The 15,243-nt window shown below is 56.5% G+C and carries 14 protein-coding genes; 4 read left to right on the top strand and 10 right to left on the bottom strand.

Going from position 1 to position 15,243, the window contains the following annotated elements; all coding sequences use genetic code 11:
* Positions 1-9 precede the first annotated feature (9 nt).
* A complete protein-coding gene (locus IE151_RS14590; protein WP_189491715.1) occupies positions 10-930 on the top strand; it encodes a DMT family transporter in 921 nt (306 codons plus the stop codon).
* A 264-nt stretch (positions 931-1,194) separates the two neighbouring features.
* Here the strand turns inward: IE151_RS14590 and IE151_RS14595 are convergent, their stop codons facing one another.
* Positions 1,195-1,743 (bottom strand): cupin domain-containing protein, encoded by a 549-nt coding sequence (locus IE151_RS14595; RefSeq protein WP_189491718.1) that lies wholly within the window; start codon positions 1,741-1,743, stop codon positions 1,195-1,197.
* Between the two features lie 135 nt (positions 1,744-1,878).
* On the opposite strand from IE151_RS14595, the gene aptA reads away from it, so the two are divergent.
* Positions 1,879-3,213, top strand: a complete 1,335-nt coding sequence (gene aptA / locus IE151_RS14600; RefSeq protein WP_189491721.1) for an omega-aminotransferase AptA — start codon at positions 1,879-1,881, stop codon at positions 3,211-3,213.
* A gap of 51 nt (positions 3,214-3,264) precedes the next feature.
* Here the strand turns inward: aptA and IE151_RS14605 are convergent, their stop codons facing one another.
* The 6 genes from IE151_RS14605 to IE151_RS14630 all read right to left on the bottom strand — a co-directional run bounded on the left by IE151_RS14605 (position 3,265) and on the right by IE151_RS14630 (position 10,062).
* A complete protein-coding gene (locus IE151_RS14605) occupies positions 3,265-4,590 on the bottom strand; it encodes a solute carrier family 23 protein (protein ID WP_189491724.1) in 1,326 nt (441 codons plus the stop codon).
* A gap of 617 nt (positions 4,591-5,207) precedes the next feature.
* On the bottom strand, positions 5,208-5,579 hold the full coding sequence (locus tag IE151_RS14610) for a VOC family protein (RefSeq protein WP_189491727.1): 372 nt from the start codon (positions 5,577-5,579) through the stop codon (positions 5,208-5,210).
* Between the two features lie 201 nt (positions 5,580-5,780).
* Positions 5,781-7,298: a tripartite tricarboxylate transporter permease gene (locus IE151_RS14615; protein ID WP_189491730.1), complete on the bottom strand. Its 1,518-nt coding sequence runs from the start codon at positions 7,296-7,298 to the stop codon at positions 5,781-5,783.
* A 34-nt stretch (positions 7,299-7,332) separates the two neighbouring features.
* Positions 7,333-7,824, bottom strand: a complete 492-nt coding sequence (locus tag IE151_RS14620) for a tripartite tricarboxylate transporter TctB family protein (RefSeq protein WP_189491733.1) — start codon at positions 7,822-7,824, stop codon at positions 7,333-7,335.
* Positions 7,821-8,765: a Bug family tripartite tricarboxylate transporter substrate binding protein gene (locus IE151_RS14625; RefSeq protein ID WP_189491735.1), complete on the bottom strand. Its 945-nt coding sequence runs from the start codon at positions 8,763-8,765 to the stop codon at positions 7,821-7,823. Before IE151_RS14625 ends, IE151_RS14620 begins: the two co-directional genes overlap by 4 nt.
* A gap of 223 nt (positions 8,766-8,988) precedes the next feature.
* Complete coding sequence (locus IE151_RS14630) at positions 8,989-10,062, bottom strand: ABC transporter substrate-binding protein (protein ID WP_189492074.1); 1,074 nt, start codon at positions 10,060-10,062, stop codon at positions 8,989-8,991.
* A gap of 121 nt (positions 10,063-10,183) precedes the next feature.
* Between IE151_RS14630 and IE151_RS14635 the strand changes: the two genes are divergently transcribed.
* Both IE151_RS14635 and IE151_RS14640 read left to right on the top strand, forming a co-directional pair.
* Positions 10,184-10,861: a response regulator transcription factor gene (locus IE151_RS14635; RefSeq protein ID WP_189491738.1), complete on the top strand. Its 678-nt coding sequence runs from the start codon at positions 10,184-10,186 to the stop codon at positions 10,859-10,861.
* The gene (locus IE151_RS14640; protein WP_244636795.1) at positions 10,858-12,237 is read left to right on the top strand and encodes a sensor histidine kinase; all 1,380 of its coding nucleotides are present in this window, start codon (positions 10,858-10,860) and stop codon (positions 12,235-12,237) included. The genes IE151_RS14635 and IE151_RS14640 overlap by 4 nt, the downstream gene beginning before the upstream one ends.
* On the opposite strand, the gene IE151_RS14645 is transcribed toward IE151_RS14640, so the two are convergent.
* The 3 genes from IE151_RS14645 to IE151_RS14655 all read right to left on the bottom strand — a co-directional run bounded on the left by IE151_RS14645 (position 12,226) and on the right by IE151_RS14655 (position 15,243).
* Complete coding sequence (locus tag IE151_RS14645) at positions 12,226-13,197, bottom strand: DUF808 domain-containing protein (protein WP_189491741.1); 972 nt, start codon at positions 13,195-13,197, stop codon at positions 12,226-12,228. The two genes, IE151_RS14640 and IE151_RS14645, sit on opposite strands and share 12 nt — an antisense overlap.
* Positions 13,198-13,273: 76 nt before the next feature.
* Positions 13,274-14,071, bottom strand: coding sequence for an ABC transporter permease (locus tag IE151_RS14650; protein WP_189491744.1), 798 nt, complete (start codon positions 14,069-14,071; stop codon positions 13,274-13,276).
* Positions 14,072-14,073: 2 nt separating this feature from the next.
* Positions 14,074-15,243: an ABC transporter permease gene (locus IE151_RS14655; protein WP_189491747.1), complete on the bottom strand. Its 1,170-nt coding sequence runs from the start codon at positions 15,241-15,243 to the stop codon at positions 14,074-14,076.

Here is a 15,243-nt window from a genome sequence, read left to right on the forward strand (position 1 = left end):
CTGTGCATTATGTTGCACAATCCTTCAGCTCGCAAGTCTCTGAGACTTCATTTTTCGCGCCAGGAACTGGCGCTTATCGCCATTACGATCGTCTGGGGCGGTACCTTTCTGGCGGTACAGCATGCCATGACGGTCTCTGGACCGATGGCTTTCGTCGGGTTTCGCTTTGCTGTAGCGGCCCTTGCGCTCGCATTGTTTTCTCTGCCGGTCCTGAAAGGTCTGACCTGGCGTGAGTTTTTTGCTGGCACAGCGATAGGCAGCATGATCTTCATAGGCTACGCGCTTCAAACCGTGGGGCTGCAAACGATCTCGAGCAGCAAATCTGCATTTATCACTGCGATGTATGTGCCGCTGGTGCCATTGTTACAGTGGGCGGTTTTTCGTCGCCCCCCTCGTCTGATGAGTTGGCTCGGCGTCTCCTTTGCCTTTGCCGGACTTATCCTTCTCGCTGGACCGGAAGCAGGCCAGGTAGGGTTTGAACTGGGAGAGATTCTAACACTGATAGGTGCGCTGGGCATTGCTGCCGAAATTATTCTGATCGGACTTTTTGCAGGAAGTGTGGACAGCCGCCGAATAACGATCGTCCAACTTGCGACGGCGGCTGTCATTTCGTTTGCAATGATGCCGGCAGTGGGTGAAGCGATGCCCAGTTTTTCCTGGACGCTCGTTCTGCTTGCCGGTGGTTTAGGCCTTGCCAGCGCCATCATCCAGCTCATAATGAACTGGGCGCAGAAGTCCGTTTCACCCACGCGTGCCACGGTGATCTATGCTGGCGAACCGGTTTGGGCTGGTATTGTAGGCCGGATAGCCGGTGAAAGACTGCCGGTTTTGGCACTGGCCGGCGGCGCGCTGATCGTCATCGGCGTGATTGTCAGTGAATTGCAGCCGAAGCGTCGACCTCTGCCGGAAGAAAGCGGGGGCCAGAGTTGATGGAAGTAGGTCGGTCATTTCATTACGCCCATCACCTCCGCTGCACTAGTAGAGCTCTGGAACTCCGGTTTTCCAGCCCCGATACCGACGGCGTTTATGGAAGCACTTCTCGCGCGTGACATGGTCTCGAGCTTCGTCTGCGACGGAAGAGGGAGAGTTTGCTTTTCTTAGATGCGGCCCTGCAAGGGGTGCTAACTTATAGACGAATCGCGGAAGGGTTCAGTCATTGCGTGAATGGTCATAGAGTGCCTGCGATGATGGCTGCTAGAAAGATGGTGGTGTGCAGGCACTGATTACTTCACACGCAACAGGCCCGATACAACGGAAGCGGTGAGGCCTGCGACTTTCGAAATAATAGGCATCTCCCGGTCCAAGCACTCGGCGTTCGCTATCAACCGTGACCTCCAGGCGTCCCGACAAGACGATCCCACCTTCCTCCCCGTCATGAACCAGTGGGATTTTGCCTGTATCGGCACCAGGCTGATAGCATTCTTTGAGAATCTGCAAGCTTCGCCCGAACAGGTTGTCTCCTACCTGCAGATACGATATCGACCCTTTGCCGATTTCGACCAGCTCTTCGGCCAGATAGAATGCCTGTCGTGGTCGATCCGGCTCGTAAGCAAAAAACTCGGCCAGGCCGATAGGTATTCCGTCTAGGATTCGCTTCAAGGCGCCTACGGACGGATTGGACGCGTTAGACTCGATGAGCGAAATCGTGGAATTCGGAACGCCCGTTCTTTTTGCTAACTCCCGCTGAGAGAGGCCATGCGCGAGACGCAAATGCCGAAGACGGTTGCCTATATCAATGGACATGAAACCGATGGGGTTGTTCAGAATACCTAAAAGCTCTCCGCATCATGCAAGTTAAATCAGTGGCTTGCAAGTATCAAGAAAAGGGCTTTCCGTTCTGAGGGAAAAGATGGTTCTCTGGCGGAAAAGGAGGCCACCATGGATCAGGTTAATAAAGCCAATATGCCCGTACTCGACCATTTCTGGATGCCGTTCACAGCGAACCGACAGTTCAAAGCTGCGCCCCGTTTGCTCGCTCAAGCCGAAGGCATGTATTACACGGATGCTGATGGAAATCCGGTTCTGGACGGCACCTCAGGCCTTTGGTGCTGTAATGCAGGCCATGGGCGCAAGGCCATCACGCAGGCCGTCGAGCGGCAACTCGCGACGCTCGACTTTGCCCCGACGTTCCAGATGGGACACCCGATTGCATTCGAATTTGCATCGAAACTTGCGGCGAATGCACCTGGCGGCACAGATGCCAAACTTGACCGTATATTTTTCACCGGTTCGGGATCGGAGTCAGTCGATACCGCGCTGAAGATCGCAATAGCCTACCAACGGTCGATCGGGCAGGGCACGCGCACTCGGATCATTGGGCGGGAAAAGGGTTATCACGGGGTAGGTTTCGGTGGGATCTCCGTCGGCGGTCTCGTCAATAACCGGCGGATTTTCCCGCAGATTCCCGCGGATCATATGCGCCATACCCTCGACATCGAACGCAACGCCTTCTCCAAGGGCCTGCCTCGAGCAGGTGTCGAACTTGCTGACGACCTTGAGCGACTGGTTCAACTCCACGGCGCGGAAACCATAGCAGCAGTCATTGTGGAACCCATGTCGGGGTCCGCGGGCGTGATCCTCCCCCCTGTAGGGTACCTGGAAAAGCTTCGCGCAATTGCCGACAAGCATGGGATCCTGCTGATTTTCGACGAAGTTATTACCGGCTTTGGGCGGTTGGGAACGCCGTTTGCGGCAGATTATTTTGGCGTCACGCCCGATCTGATAACGACAGCAAAGGGTATCACGAACGGGACCATTCCGATGGGAGCGGTCTTTGCGAGCCGCGAGATTTATGATGGGCTCATGACCGGCCCGGAAGGCGCGATCGAACTTTTCCATGGCTATACCTATTCCGGTCATCCCGTCGCCTGTGCTGCCGGTATCGCCACTCTGGAAATTTACGAAAAGGAAGGGCTGCTAACGCGAGCGGCCGATCTTGCGGAATACTGGCAGGAAGCGTTGCACTCTCTCAACGGTTTGCGGCACGTGGCAGACATTCGCAACCTTGGGCTCGTCGGGGCAATAGAATTAACCCCCCGCGAGGGAAGCCCAGGCGCGCGCGCTTACGAGGTTTTCGCAGATTGCTTCAAAAATGGTCTACTGATCCGTGTAACGGGCGATATAATCGCTCTCTCTCCCCCGCTGATCATAGAGAAAGATCAGATTGATACGATCGTGTCGGTTCTTGAAGATGCATTGAAACGCGCAAGCTGACAGCCGAAATGGTCAAAGGCCCGCATCGCATACGGGCCTTTGACCTGATGACTATTCGGGGCGGCTTGACAAACGTGTACGGCCGAGCAGGTGGTACAGGATAATAGCGCCGATTGTGGCGGTGCCGATGCCGTCGAGCGTGAAGCCTCCGACGTCGAGCTTGAAATTTCCTGCCCCGAGAACGAGCGCGACACCAACGGTGATGAGATTACGCGGCTCAGCGAAGTCGACCTTGTTCTCTACCCAGATGCGGCCCGCTGTTGCCGCGATAAGCCCAAACACGACGATTGAAAGCCCGCCGAGGACCGGACCTGGGATCGTCTGGATGAGGGCTCCGAACTTTGGCGAAAAGCCAAGGAGGATCGCAATCGCAGCGGCGACAATAAAGACAAGAGTGGAGAAGATCCTCGTTACGGCCATGACGCCCATATTTTCAGCGTAGGTCGTCATGCCTGTGCCGCCAAATGCGCCGGAGAACATGGTGGCGATGCCGTCACCAATGAAGGCGCGACCCAGGTACGGGTCCAGATTTCGTCCTGTCATGGCGCCGATTGCTTTGATGTGCCCAAGGTTCTCCGCCACCAGAATGACGACAACGGGGGCGATGAGGGTGATGGCGGATGCCGAAAAGACAGGGGCTGTGAAGTGGGGGATGCCGAACCAGGATGCTGCTGCCACGCCAGAAAAGTCGATCGGTGTGCCGAGGCCAAAGCCGTTGGCAAGAGTGAGATAGGCGAGATAGGACAACGCACCACCGATCAATATTGGAAGGCGGCGGGTCGTTCCTGGTGCATAAACGGCAACGGTGCCAACGGCAGCAACTGTGAGAATGGCAATCCATCGGGACAACTGGTCGCCGTCGGGGTTTGTTCCGCTGGTCCCGGAAGCGCTGGCGATGGCAATGGGTGCAAGAACAAGTCCAATCGCAGCGACGATAGCGCCGGTAAGCACTGGGGGCATCAAGCGTTCGATCCAGCGATGGCCGATCAGTGTCACAATGAAGCCTATAAGGGCGTAGAGTGCGCCCGCGGCGATGATGCCGCCCAATGCCAGCGCTATGTTCGGATTAGGGAAGCCGACTGCTGCACCGGTTGCAGCCAGGACGGGACCGATAAAGGCAAAGGATGAACCGAGATAGCTCGGAACCCGGCCGCCCACGGCGATGAAGAAGATCAACGTGGAGATACCGGAGAAAAGGATGGAGACGTTGGGATCGAACCCCATCAGAATGGGAGCGAGTACTGTAGAGCCAAACATGGCCACGACGTGCTGAAGGCCCAGGACCATGGTCTGTCCCGCAGGCAATCGCTCGTCGGGAAGAATACGCCCTTCGGTTTTCAGATGCCAACGTGGAAAGTAACTGCCTGTATCGCTCATAAGTGCCCCCACGGTTTTGTTTCCGCCAAGCGACCTTGAGGAATATCCCGATGGGGGTCTTCTGGCGTTGAATGGAATACCGGTTACACCGATACTTGCTCAAGGCCATCTCTGGCTCATTATCGGTTCGCCAGAAACCTCGATAACGCGATCCAGTGCGTCTGTCATGGAAAATGGAAGCTTTCCCACAGCCGCGGTTCAAGAGACCGAGGCTGCGGGCGCGTCTCTAGAAATGGTTGGGGCGCTTCGGGTAACGGCGACAGAAAGTCGAGACGGCGGGGGATTCCGTCGATGAATCGAACAGTATCGCCGTTTCCATTTCAGTTGTTACCCTCGCCAGGATATCCGACAATTCGCGTTCGCTCACTATCGCGTTGGGAAACCTTTCCTTGAAAGCACGGATTGCCGCTGACGATGAGATGAACGAGTTGAGGGGGCGATTGAGAATATAATTTCGAAAAAATCCCTCGGGCGATGCGAGAATTCCTTCCCACGGCATAGCATTATCCTCCTTGCTGCGCGGTAACTAAACCGGGTTATGTCAGAAGGTTCCTGAACCACCGCGAAGATCCGCAAAGAAGAAAACGCACGCAGTACACCGCTGAACAGCCTGGGACTTATGGAAGAAAGCGATCGTGACGTTCGAGTATCTCGACGACAACATTATCAGGGCCCAGCACGAAAAACATTCTCAATCCAGGCCGAGGCGTCGTAATATCCTTGTGGAAGTGCGCGCCCTTGGATTTGAACCTCCGATAGACCTCATCGATTTCCTCGACGCGGAAACCAAGATGATTTACGCCGCAAGTTGGAATTGCCAACGGCTCTTTTCCCGCGATCTGGTGCACGAAAATCTCAAGATCATCCACCCGAATTTCGCTCATGTTCTCGAGATGCTGAACATCCGCGTCGAAAAAATCTTCGAACCATTTCCCGAGCGTCTCCGGCGAATGTGAGAATACATGAACGTGATCGAATTCAATTTTCATGGGTCATCGTGAGGCTAGAGGGGGAAACAGGAGTTGCAATTGACACAAAGACATGGCGGTAGAATCGAGGTAATAAGCATTTGAACAATTCGCGAACGAGATGTCATCTTCCACTACCAATTTCCTCGGAAATTGTAACCTGCGGCTGAGCATTTCGTAGAAGGCGATTTCTGGATGCCGTCTATCTCGTCCGCCTGGCAATCAATCTTCGTCACCGGCCATCTGGCTTAGCATCTTGCCTTTGCCCCGTATGCGTAGCACCAGCGGGATGACGAGTGCTAACGCCGCCAGAACAAGAAGTGTCGCTGAGATCGGGGAGGAAACGAGTACGATGAAGTCTCCTTGACTGATAGCCAACGCGCGCCGCAGCTGCTGTTCGGCCAACGGCCCAAGAATTAAGCCGACCACCACGGGCGCAATCGGATAACCGAAGACGCGCATGACATAGCCAAGAACGCCGAAACCGAGCAGCATGCCGAGCTCTATGGATGACGGGTTGGCACCGATCGTACCTAATGTTGCAAAAACCAGAATGCCGGCAAAGAGCCATGGACGCGGGATCATCAGCAACCGGACCCAAAGACCCACCAGTGGCAGATTGAGCACCAGAAGCATGAAATTCGCGATCAGCAGCGAAGCGATCAGCCCCCACACCAGCTGGGGATTCGTCGCAAAAAGAAGCGGCCCTGGCTGCAGTCCGAATTGTTGGAACCCCGCCAGCATGATCGCGGCAGTTGCCGTGGTCGGCAGGCCAAGTGTCAGGAGCGGCACCAGCGTACCGGCGGCAGAGGCATTATTTGCCGCTTCGGGACCAGCCACGCCTTCGATGGCACCATTGCCAAACTCTTCCGGATGCTTAGCTATGCGCTTTTCGGTCGCGTAGGAGAGGAATGTGCCGACGTCGGCGCCGCCAGCGGGCATTGCACCGATTGGAAATCCGATCGCGGTGCCGCGCAGCCACGGTTTCCACGAGCGCTTCCAGTCTTCCTTCGTCATCCAGATGGAGCCTTTTATCGCGTGCACAGCCTCTTGCCGGCTCAGACCTTGCGCTCCAATGTAGAGCGTTTCACCAATGGCAAACAAGGCAACTGCGAGTGTCGTGACTTCGATGCCATCGAGGAGTTCGGGTACGCCGAAGCTGAGGCGCGTCTGACCTGTCAATTGGTCTATGCCGACAAGTGCAAGAGCCAGGCCGATGAACAGGGAGGTCAGGCCGCGCAGGGTGGAGTCACCGAAGGCCGCCGAGACCGTCACAAAAGCAAGTACCATCAAGGCAAAATATTCGCGCGGGCCGAAAACCAACGCCAACTTGACAATAGTGGGCGCGATGAATGCGAGCGCTATGGTTGCGATCAGACCTGCGATGAATGAGCCGATGGCGGCGGTCGCCAAGGCTGGGCCACCGCGTCCCTTGCGGGCCATCTTGTTGCCTTCGAGCGCAGTGACGATGGAAGCGCTTTCGCCGGGGGTGTTCAGGAGAATCGACGTCGTTGATCCGCCGTACATGCCACCATAGTAAATGCCTGCAAACATGATCAGCGACCCACCTGGATCAAGCTGGTAGGTCACAGGCAAAAGTAGCGCGACCGTGAGCGCGGGTCCAATGCCCGGCAAGACGCCAACAACGGTGCCGAGCGTGACGCCGATAAAGGCGTAGAGCAGGTTGTGCGGCTGCGCAGCAGCCATGAGTCCCTGGAAGAGAAAATCGAAAGTACCCATGGTGATTCCTTGACGGTCCGCCGATGCGTCCGGTCTAGAAGAAAAGACGTTCGAGCGGACCCGCCGGCAGAGACAGCATCAGAAGCTGCGAGAATATTGCCCACACGAAGAAAGAAAGCGCGATGCCAAGTGGCACGGAAATCCAGAATTTCTTCTGGCCGAAGGCGGCAGCCGTTGCGGCAAATAAGAAGCCCGTCGCCAACGAAAACCCAAGCATATGCAAGAACAGTAGTTGAAATGCCAAACCTGCCACAACCCAGGCGATCGGGGCGATCTCTTGTTGCGGGCGCTCTGGAAAATCCCCCCGCACGGCCGCGACCAGCGTCCAAATGGCGAGACCCAGCAGACCGGTGCCGATGACGAGCGGAACGGTGGACGGACCCACCGGTGAGTAACCGCTGCCAGCCGCCAGATGCGAGGCGTCCCAAAGGATGATGCCTCCGAGAATGGCCAAACCGAAGGCGATGAAGAAGGCCGCCCGACCCGGGCGGCTCTCCTCTATTCCATTGTCGTCTTCGTGGTTCATTTCACCAAACCGATGTCCTTGAGGATGGCTTCGGTGGCAGCTGTGTCTTTTGCAAGCTGCGCTTCGAACTCAGGACCGGCCAGATAGGTATCCATCCAGTTCTTATCCTTGAGAGCTTTCTGCCACCCTTCCGATTTCACAAGCTTTTCAACATCAGCAGTAATCGCAGCCTTCTGCTCCTCACTGATACCGGGAGCTGCGGCAACCATGCGCCAGTTCTCCAGAACGACGTCGAGGCCCTCCTCCTTCAGCGTGGGAGCATCGACGCCTTCAAGACGCTCGGCGCTCGAAACGGCAAGAAGGCGCAGGGTTCCTGCTTTTATCTGCGCCTCGAATTCCCCGTAGCTCGACACGCCAGCTGTCATCTGGTTTCCGAGAATAGCAGCAAGGGCTTCGCCGCCCCCGGAAAAGGCGATGTAGTTGATCTTGGTTGGATCGACCCCGGCTGCCTTGGCAATAAGCCCTGCTGCAATGTGATCCGTGCCGCCAGCCGAACCACCACCCCAGGATACGGCGCCCGGATTTTCCTTTAGCTTGGCGACCAGCTCGTCCATCGTTTGAATTTCAGAGGCGGCCGGAACGACGATGGCCTCGTATTCGCCGGTGAGACGCGCAATCGGCGTGGTATCTTCCAGTGTGACTGGAGCCTTGTTGGTCAGAATTGCGCCAACCATGACATAGCCGCCGACGATCAGGGTATTCGGGTCGCCCTTGTTCTGCGAGACGAACTGCGCGAGACCGATAGTGCCGCCCGCGCCCGGCACGTTCTGAACCTGTACGCGAGACGAGATCTTCTCGTCCTGCATGACCACCTGCATGGTCCGCGCAGTCTGGTCCCAGCCACCACCCGGGTTGGCGGGAGCGATCAGCGTGTAGTCGGCTGCGTAAGCGGGAAGCGCCATGGCACCGGCGATGATGGATGCCATAAGAAACTGTTTCACGTACTTTTCCTCCGAATGGGCGCAAGTACCTGCACCCTGTTGCCTATAGTCAGGAGGAATCGCGTCGCGTTATTCAGCTCTATAATTTAGCTCCTCCGCGGGGACCGATTTTCTCCTCCCGATCCGCCATATCGGCACGCCTCCACGAGCCGAATTACCGTAGACGATCATAATAAGCTGACATCAAGCTGACACGGAATCGGTTTTTATCACCGCGATAAATCTACCGCTGATTTCTCAACGTTTCATTCCAACGCTCGATCAACTTGGCCCGGCGCATCTGGTCGAGATAGACCATTAGACCAGGGGTGACCGGAACAGGGCGCAATTGTGCGCCGAAAGTCCTTTGCATCGTGTTCGCAGTGTTCTCACCTGAAATTTCGGGGCTTACTGCGGGCAGTCCAAGCTCTTGCGAGAGGATCGTCTGGCCCTCCTTTGACATGAAATAGGAAAGGTAACGCTTCCCGAGTTCCGGAGAGGCAGCTTGCGCCGGCACCAGTCCGATGCGTGACATGACGACAGTGTAGTCTTTAGGCAGCACAATTCCGATATTGGGCTGCTGCTTGGCCCAATGCGTCGCGTAAGAGCCGAGAATGTTGTAGCCGAGGACGAAACGACCGTTGGCGACGCGTTCCAGAATCGCAGAACTGGTGGAATGAAGGCGAACGCCGGCAGCGCCCATGGCGCGGATAACTGACCAGATGTCTTCGAACTGCTCCTCATCGCGCGACAAGAAGAGGAAGCCAACACCTGCGCGTTCAATATCATACGTGCCGATCTTGCCGAAGACGGACTTGCCGTTGCTTTCGAGGTAGCTGAGGAACTCAGCTCGAGTTGACGGCGGCCTTTGGTTGAGAAAACTGGGTTTGTGATAGACGAAGACGGCGGGCTCAAATGTGAGCGCGTAGGCGGAATGGCGCCAATGCGCCCATTCGGGCCAGATGGAGCTGAGAGGCAGATCAGCGCGCTGAACATAGCCGTCATTGACGAGTTTCACTTGAAGATCCATGGCGGAAGAGAAGGCGAAATCGGCCGTTTTTCTCCCGCGATCCGTTTCCTCTACAATGCGGCTGTAGACTTCGGGCGTCAGCATCTCGAAATAGTGCACAGCAACATCCGGATTCGCCTTCTGGAAGCCTAGAATGAGCGGGCGCGCAATGGGCTCGTCGAGCGCGGAATAAACCCTCACGACTGGCGTGTTCTTGTCACTGGACAAGGCCGGATAATAGGTCTCACTGGCCGCCTGAACACCCCCGGCGCACAGCAACAGGAGAGAAAGCAGCAGAAGCGGGCGCATGAAGAGGCTCATAGGCCAAAATTGCACCGAGCGCCACTCCTTGCCAAGTCGAAACTCAAAAGCTGAACTCTTGGAAGCTCGTTCGCGATTGTGTATGCACTGACGAGTGGAGGAGCGGCGATTGCACATATTGCTCGCGGAGGACAATCGAGATCTCGCGGATGCACTTTGGAAGCTTCTGCGCTCGAACGGCTATGTCGTTGATGTCGTTCATGACGGTGCATCTGCGGACGCAGTTATTGCTGCCCAAAGTTTTGATTTAATCATTCTTGATCTTAATCTGCCTGAGTTGGATGGTCTTGACGTTTTACGCGCCATGCGTTCGCGCCAGAATGGCGCGCCCGTTCTGATCCTTACGGCGCGCGGCAGCGCCGAGGAGAGAGTGCGCGGACTCGATCTTGGTGCTGACGACTACATGATCAAGCCTTTCGACGTAGGCGAGTTCGAAGCACGTATACGCGTTCTCCTGCGTCGTCACGCGGGTTTGCGCTCGTCGACAGTTCGTTATGGCGAACTGTCCTTCGATCTGACGTCGCGTAGTTTTTCAACCGGTGACGGCGCCTTGGACCTTCCTGCTCGAGAGCTTGGCCTGCTCGAGGTCCTCATGTTGCGCGCAGGCAAGGTCATCACGAAGGAATCGATTATTCAGTCGATGACTGCTTTCGATGATGATCTCAGTGCTAATGCGATCGAACAATATGTAAGCCGATTGCGCAAGCGCCTCAACCCATACGGACTAACCGTGCGTACTGCCCGTGGCATTGGTTATTTTCTTGAAAAAACGGTGTCTGACAAGTGACGAGGCGGGGCTATTCGCTACGAAGACGGCTTCTGCTATGGCTGGTTGTCGCCGCCGCCGCCATAGGCATGATAGCACTGATCGACACTTGGCGCGAGGCCACGCGAACCGCAAATGCGGTGTCTGATCGCGTCCTTTCCGGCTCGGCGCTGGCGATTGCAGAGCGTGTCATCGTCAATGAACTCGGCTCCCTGGATGTCGATATTCCCTATGTAGCGCTTGAAATGCTGACCTCGACCGCACAGGACCGTGTTTTTTATAGAGTTGATGGTCCGCCCGGCAACTTCATCACTGGGTATAGCGGTCTGCCTACCGTCGAGACGAGTGTTGCAGGTTCACCCGCCTATAGAGATGCAATCTATCGAAGCGAGCCTGTTCGCGTCGCGACGTTAATGCGCTTCGCTTCAACTGGGATCAATTCGGTACCGTTTACAGTTACGGTTGCTGAAACGACCAATGGGCGCCGCCAGCTTGCGAATGCGTTCATCTGGCGCTCGGCATTGCGTTTGTCCGCGCTGATTCTGGCCGCTCTGACGATCGTTGCCATCGCACTGACATTTGCCTTGCGTCCGTTCTACAAGCTCGAACAGTCAATCCGGCGGTTAACACCGAGCGATCTGGATCCGATCGAGGAGCAGGGGCCGCGTGAAGTTCGCAATATCACCGCTACGATTAACGGTTTCATGGAGAGATTGGCATCCGCTCTGTTCGCTCTTCGTAATTTTACGGGCAATGCCGGCCATCAGCTACGCACCCCGCTTGCCGTCGTACGAACGCAATTGGCGCTTGCACAGCGCGCGGAGACTTTGGAAGACGCGAAATTCGCGTTGAAGAAGGGCGATGAACAGGTCGCCTATGCCGAACGGATTCTGGCGCAATTATTGCTCATGTCGCGGATCGAAGGGGCGCCAGCGGCCATGCAGATAATCGACCTTGCCGAAATCGCGCGGCAGCACACGGCCGAGCGTATACCTGATGCTGCTGCCCATCGGGTTGATTTAGGCTACGAAGGTGAGGAAACGGCTATAGTCGAGGCAGAACCACTTTTGCTCGGGGAGCTCATCAGGAATCTAATCGACAATGCCATGCTCTATGGCGGGTCCGGCTGCGAGGTAACCGTGCGAGTGCGGGAGATTGCGGATCGGGTATCGCTCACGGTGGAAGATACTGGAGCAGGTGTTGATGCGGCGACGCTGCAACGTCTCGGTTCTCGTTTTGCACGCGGCACGGATCAGGGCGCCCATGGCGCTGGACTGGGGCTGGCAATAGTTGCCGAAATCGCTGCGCTCTTTCGAGGGCGGATGGTCCTTGCACAGGGTGCGGATGGGGCGGGGTTCAAAGTTGAGATAAGCTTCCCAGCCGCGTCAATGGGCTGATCCGGGGCGAAGTGTTTTCCAGATCGGCGAAAGCACGTAAGAAACGAACGGGATGAGCAATAGGCCAAACAGTATCCCGACAATGCCGTTGCCTAGTGCGATTGCCAGCCAGTGGACCGCCGCTTGTGCTATGGGGGGCACGCCGGCGACAAGAGAGGCAATTTGCTCGATGAGATGCTCAGGCCCGGTGAAATTGAAGCTTGCAAGACCGTGGACGATGATGCCGCCGCCGACCCAGATCATGGCAGCCGTTCCCACGATATTTAATCCATTCATGAAGGACGGCATAATTCGTACCAGCCAGCGGCCGAAGCTGCGGCCGGCATTCGTGTAGCCATGTTTGGCAAGGGCAAGTCCGGCGTCATCCGCGCGCAGGATAAGCGCGACGCCGCCATAGACGGCGACGGTAATGCCAATAGCTACAATGGCCAGAATGAGCGCACGTGTGATGAGATCAGGACTTTCTGTTGCAGCAAGTGCGATCGTCATGATCTCGGCGGAGAGGATGAAATCGGTTTTCACCGCACCGGCCACTTTGATGCTCTCCAATTGTTCGGCGCTTGCCGCCTTGGGTAAACTCTCTTCATGCGCGTGTGCCGCGTGCGGGAAAAGTGCCTGATAAATTTTTTCTGCGCCTTCATAACAGAGATAGGCGCCACCCAGCATCAAGAGGGGAGTGATGAGCCATGATGCAAACACGCTAAGGATCAGGGCAGCCGGCAGGAGGAAAAGAAGCTTGTTACGGATCGAACCAAGAGCAATCTTGCCCACGATAGGCAGTTCCCGATCAGCCGACAAACCTTCGACGTAGCGCGGCGTTACGGCGGCATCATCAATGACGGCTCCGGCAGCTTTTGCTCCGGCTTTCGCTGCCTGCCCGGCAACATCATCGAGAGACGCGGCCGCAGCTTTTGCTATTCCAGCCACATCGTCCAACAATGCCAACAATCCGACACTCATGATCTTGCCCTTTCAATGCTCAGATGCCGGAACGATTTTCGTCTACCGAGGTTGCGGTTCCATTATGCAGTGATCTCTATTGTACCGGCACGATACCCCGTCGTACTGCCACGCGATGACGTAGGTAAAGCCCGATCAGTGCCAGCAGAATGGTGCCAATGATGAAGATGAAGGCAGCAGCTGCGATGGCCGGGCTGATATTTTCGCGAATGGTCGAAAACATCTGCCTTGCCAGGGTACGCTGGTTGGGGCCAGCCACGAACAATGTCAGAACCACTTCGTCGAGCGACGTTGCGAAGGCGAGTACGGCACCTGACGCTATACCAGGGAGTGCAAGCGGGAATGTTACCTTGCGGAAGACTGTCATCGGCGAAGCGCCGAGACTTGCTGCGGCTCGTTCCACACGTGTGTCGATACCTTCAAGTGCACCGATGACGCTCACAAGGACGAACGGTATCGAAATCACAGTGTGCGCTATGATGACGCCGAGATAGGTGCTGCCCAGACCAATACGGGCGAATAATACCTGCATTCCGACGCCCAGCACCACAGCCGGGACGACCATTGGCAGAAGGAATAGGGTGCGCACGGCTCCAAGGAAAGGCAGGCGCCTGCCGCGCAACCCGAGAGCCGCGAGCGTGCCGAGAGTCGTAGCGAGTAGCGTCGTTCCGCCGCCAATAATCAGCGAGTTGACAATGGCACGTCGCCAGACGTCCACGTTCATCAACTGCGCGAACCACCGCCCCGAATAGGACGGAATAGGGTAGGTGAGGATGACGCTGGAGGTGAAAGCCAACGGTAGGATGGCCAGAAGCGGCGCGACCAGAAAGAGCATCGCCAGCACGGCAAAGATCACGCGGAGGCTGGTAAACATTATCAGCTCCTCACTTCCGGGCTGGTTGAGAGGCGCCCATAAACCGCGTAGAGCAGGATGGTTATGGTGAGGAGGACGATACCGAGAGCACCCGCCATTCCCCAGTTCGCACTGCCGGTAGCGTAGAAGGCGATGACGGAAGATATCATCTGGTCGCCGGCACCTCCAATTAGGGCGGGTGTAATATAATAACCGATCGCCGACATGAAGACTAGCAGTGCACCGGAAGCCACGCCGCGCAGGCTGAGTGGCATCAATACCTTCCAGAACGCGCGCAGCGGATGCGCGCCAAGCGAGGCGGCGGCCGGCATCAGGTTTTTGGGCACAGTAATGAGGACGCTGTAGATTGGCAGCACCATGAAAGGCAAGAGCACATGGGTCATTGCGATGATGACGCCCGTGCGATTGAAAATCAGCCGCATGGGTTCGGCGGTAATCGACAAGTCAACAAGAGCACGATTGACGAGGCCATTGTCCTGCAACAGGATAAACCAGGCCGCGGTACGAACCAGCAGCGATGTCCAAAGCGGTAGCAGCACGGCGCCCAGCATCAGGTTACGCTTCCAACCATCGACCGAAGCCGCAATCATCGCGTACGGATAGCCAATGGTGAGGCAGAAGAAGGTGACCAGAGCGGCGATCCAGAAGGTGCGCGCGAGAATCGTCAGATTGGCGGACTGGTCCGCGGGCAGCGAGACAATTTCGCCTGCGGCATTGCGCTCCATATCAACGGCTGCAAGCAGGTAGCGATCCGTAGTCGGAGACAGCGCATCTGTGATTGCCCGCCAATATTGCGGTTCGTCCCAACGGGGATCAATGGCGGAAAGATCAGGATTTTCTTCTAAGGATATGGCGCGTGTCGTCTTACCCATCAATGTACGGAAGCCGGACTGCGCCGAGTTCAGACGGCGGACCATGTCACCCACGGCTTGCTGATTATCCGCGTTGCGAAGATCCTCGATGAACGCGGCTTTCATCGCAGGCGTTGGCGGTCCATCTCCATCCCAGTCATTGGCGACTTCTGCTGTGCGCGGTAGAATATTGGATACGGCGGGATCAGAAACCGCTTGGCTCATCATGGTAATCAGCGGCCATAAAAAGAAAATTGCTATGAAGATCAGCAGCGGCGCGAGCAACGCGGCCGCCGAAAATCTTTGCTTTAACGGAGCCAT

It is taken from the genome of Limoniibacter endophyticus, assembly GCF_014652835.1.
GTDB lineage: Bacteria > Pseudomonadota > Alphaproteobacteria > Rhizobiales > Rhizobiaceae > Limoniibacter > Limoniibacter endophyticus.

Excerpts from the sequence above, each read along its gene's own strand:
- IE151_RS14590 (WP_189491715.1), top strand. The coding sequence starts at position 10 with ATGTTGCACAATCCTTCAGCTCGCAAGTCTCTGAGACTTCATTTTTCG.
- IE151_RS14595 (WP_189491718.1), bottom strand. The coding sequence starts at position 1,743 with ATGTCCATTGATATAGGCAACCGTCTTCGGCATTTGCGTCTCGCGCAT.
- aptA (WP_189491721.1), top strand. The coding sequence starts at position 1,879 with ATGGATCAGGTTAATAAAGCCAATATGCCCGTACTCGACCATTTCTGG.
- IE151_RS14605 (WP_189491724.1), bottom strand. The coding sequence starts at position 4,590 with ATGAGCGATACAGGCAGTTACTTTCCACGTTGGCATCTGAAAACCGAA.
- IE151_RS14610 (WP_189491727.1), bottom strand. The coding sequence starts at position 5,579 with ATGAAAATTGAATTCGATCACGTTCATGTATTCTCACATTCGCCGGAG.
- IE151_RS14615 (WP_189491730.1), bottom strand. The coding sequence starts at position 7,298 with ATGGGTACTTTCGATTTTCTCTTCCAGGGACTCATGGCTGCTGCGCAG.
- IE151_RS14620 (WP_189491733.1), bottom strand. The coding sequence starts at position 7,824 with ATGAACCACGAAGACGACAATGGAATAGAGGAGAGCCGCCCGGGTCGG.
- IE151_RS14630 (WP_189492074.1), bottom strand. The coding sequence starts at position 10,062 with ATGCGCCCGCTTCTGCTGCTTTCTCTCCTGTTGCTGTGCGCCGGGGGT.
- IE151_RS14645 (WP_189491741.1), bottom strand. The coding sequence starts at position 13,197 with ATGAGTGTCGGATTGTTGGCATTGTTGGACGATGTGGCTGGAATAGCA.
- IE151_RS14650 (WP_189491744.1), bottom strand. The coding sequence starts at position 14,071 with ATGTTTACCAGCCTCCGCGTGATCTTTGCCGTGCTGGCGATGCTCTTT.
- IE151_RS14655 (WP_189491747.1), bottom strand. The coding sequence starts at position 15,243 with ATGGCTCCGTTAAAGCAAAGATTTTCGGCGGCCGCGTTGCTCGCGCCG.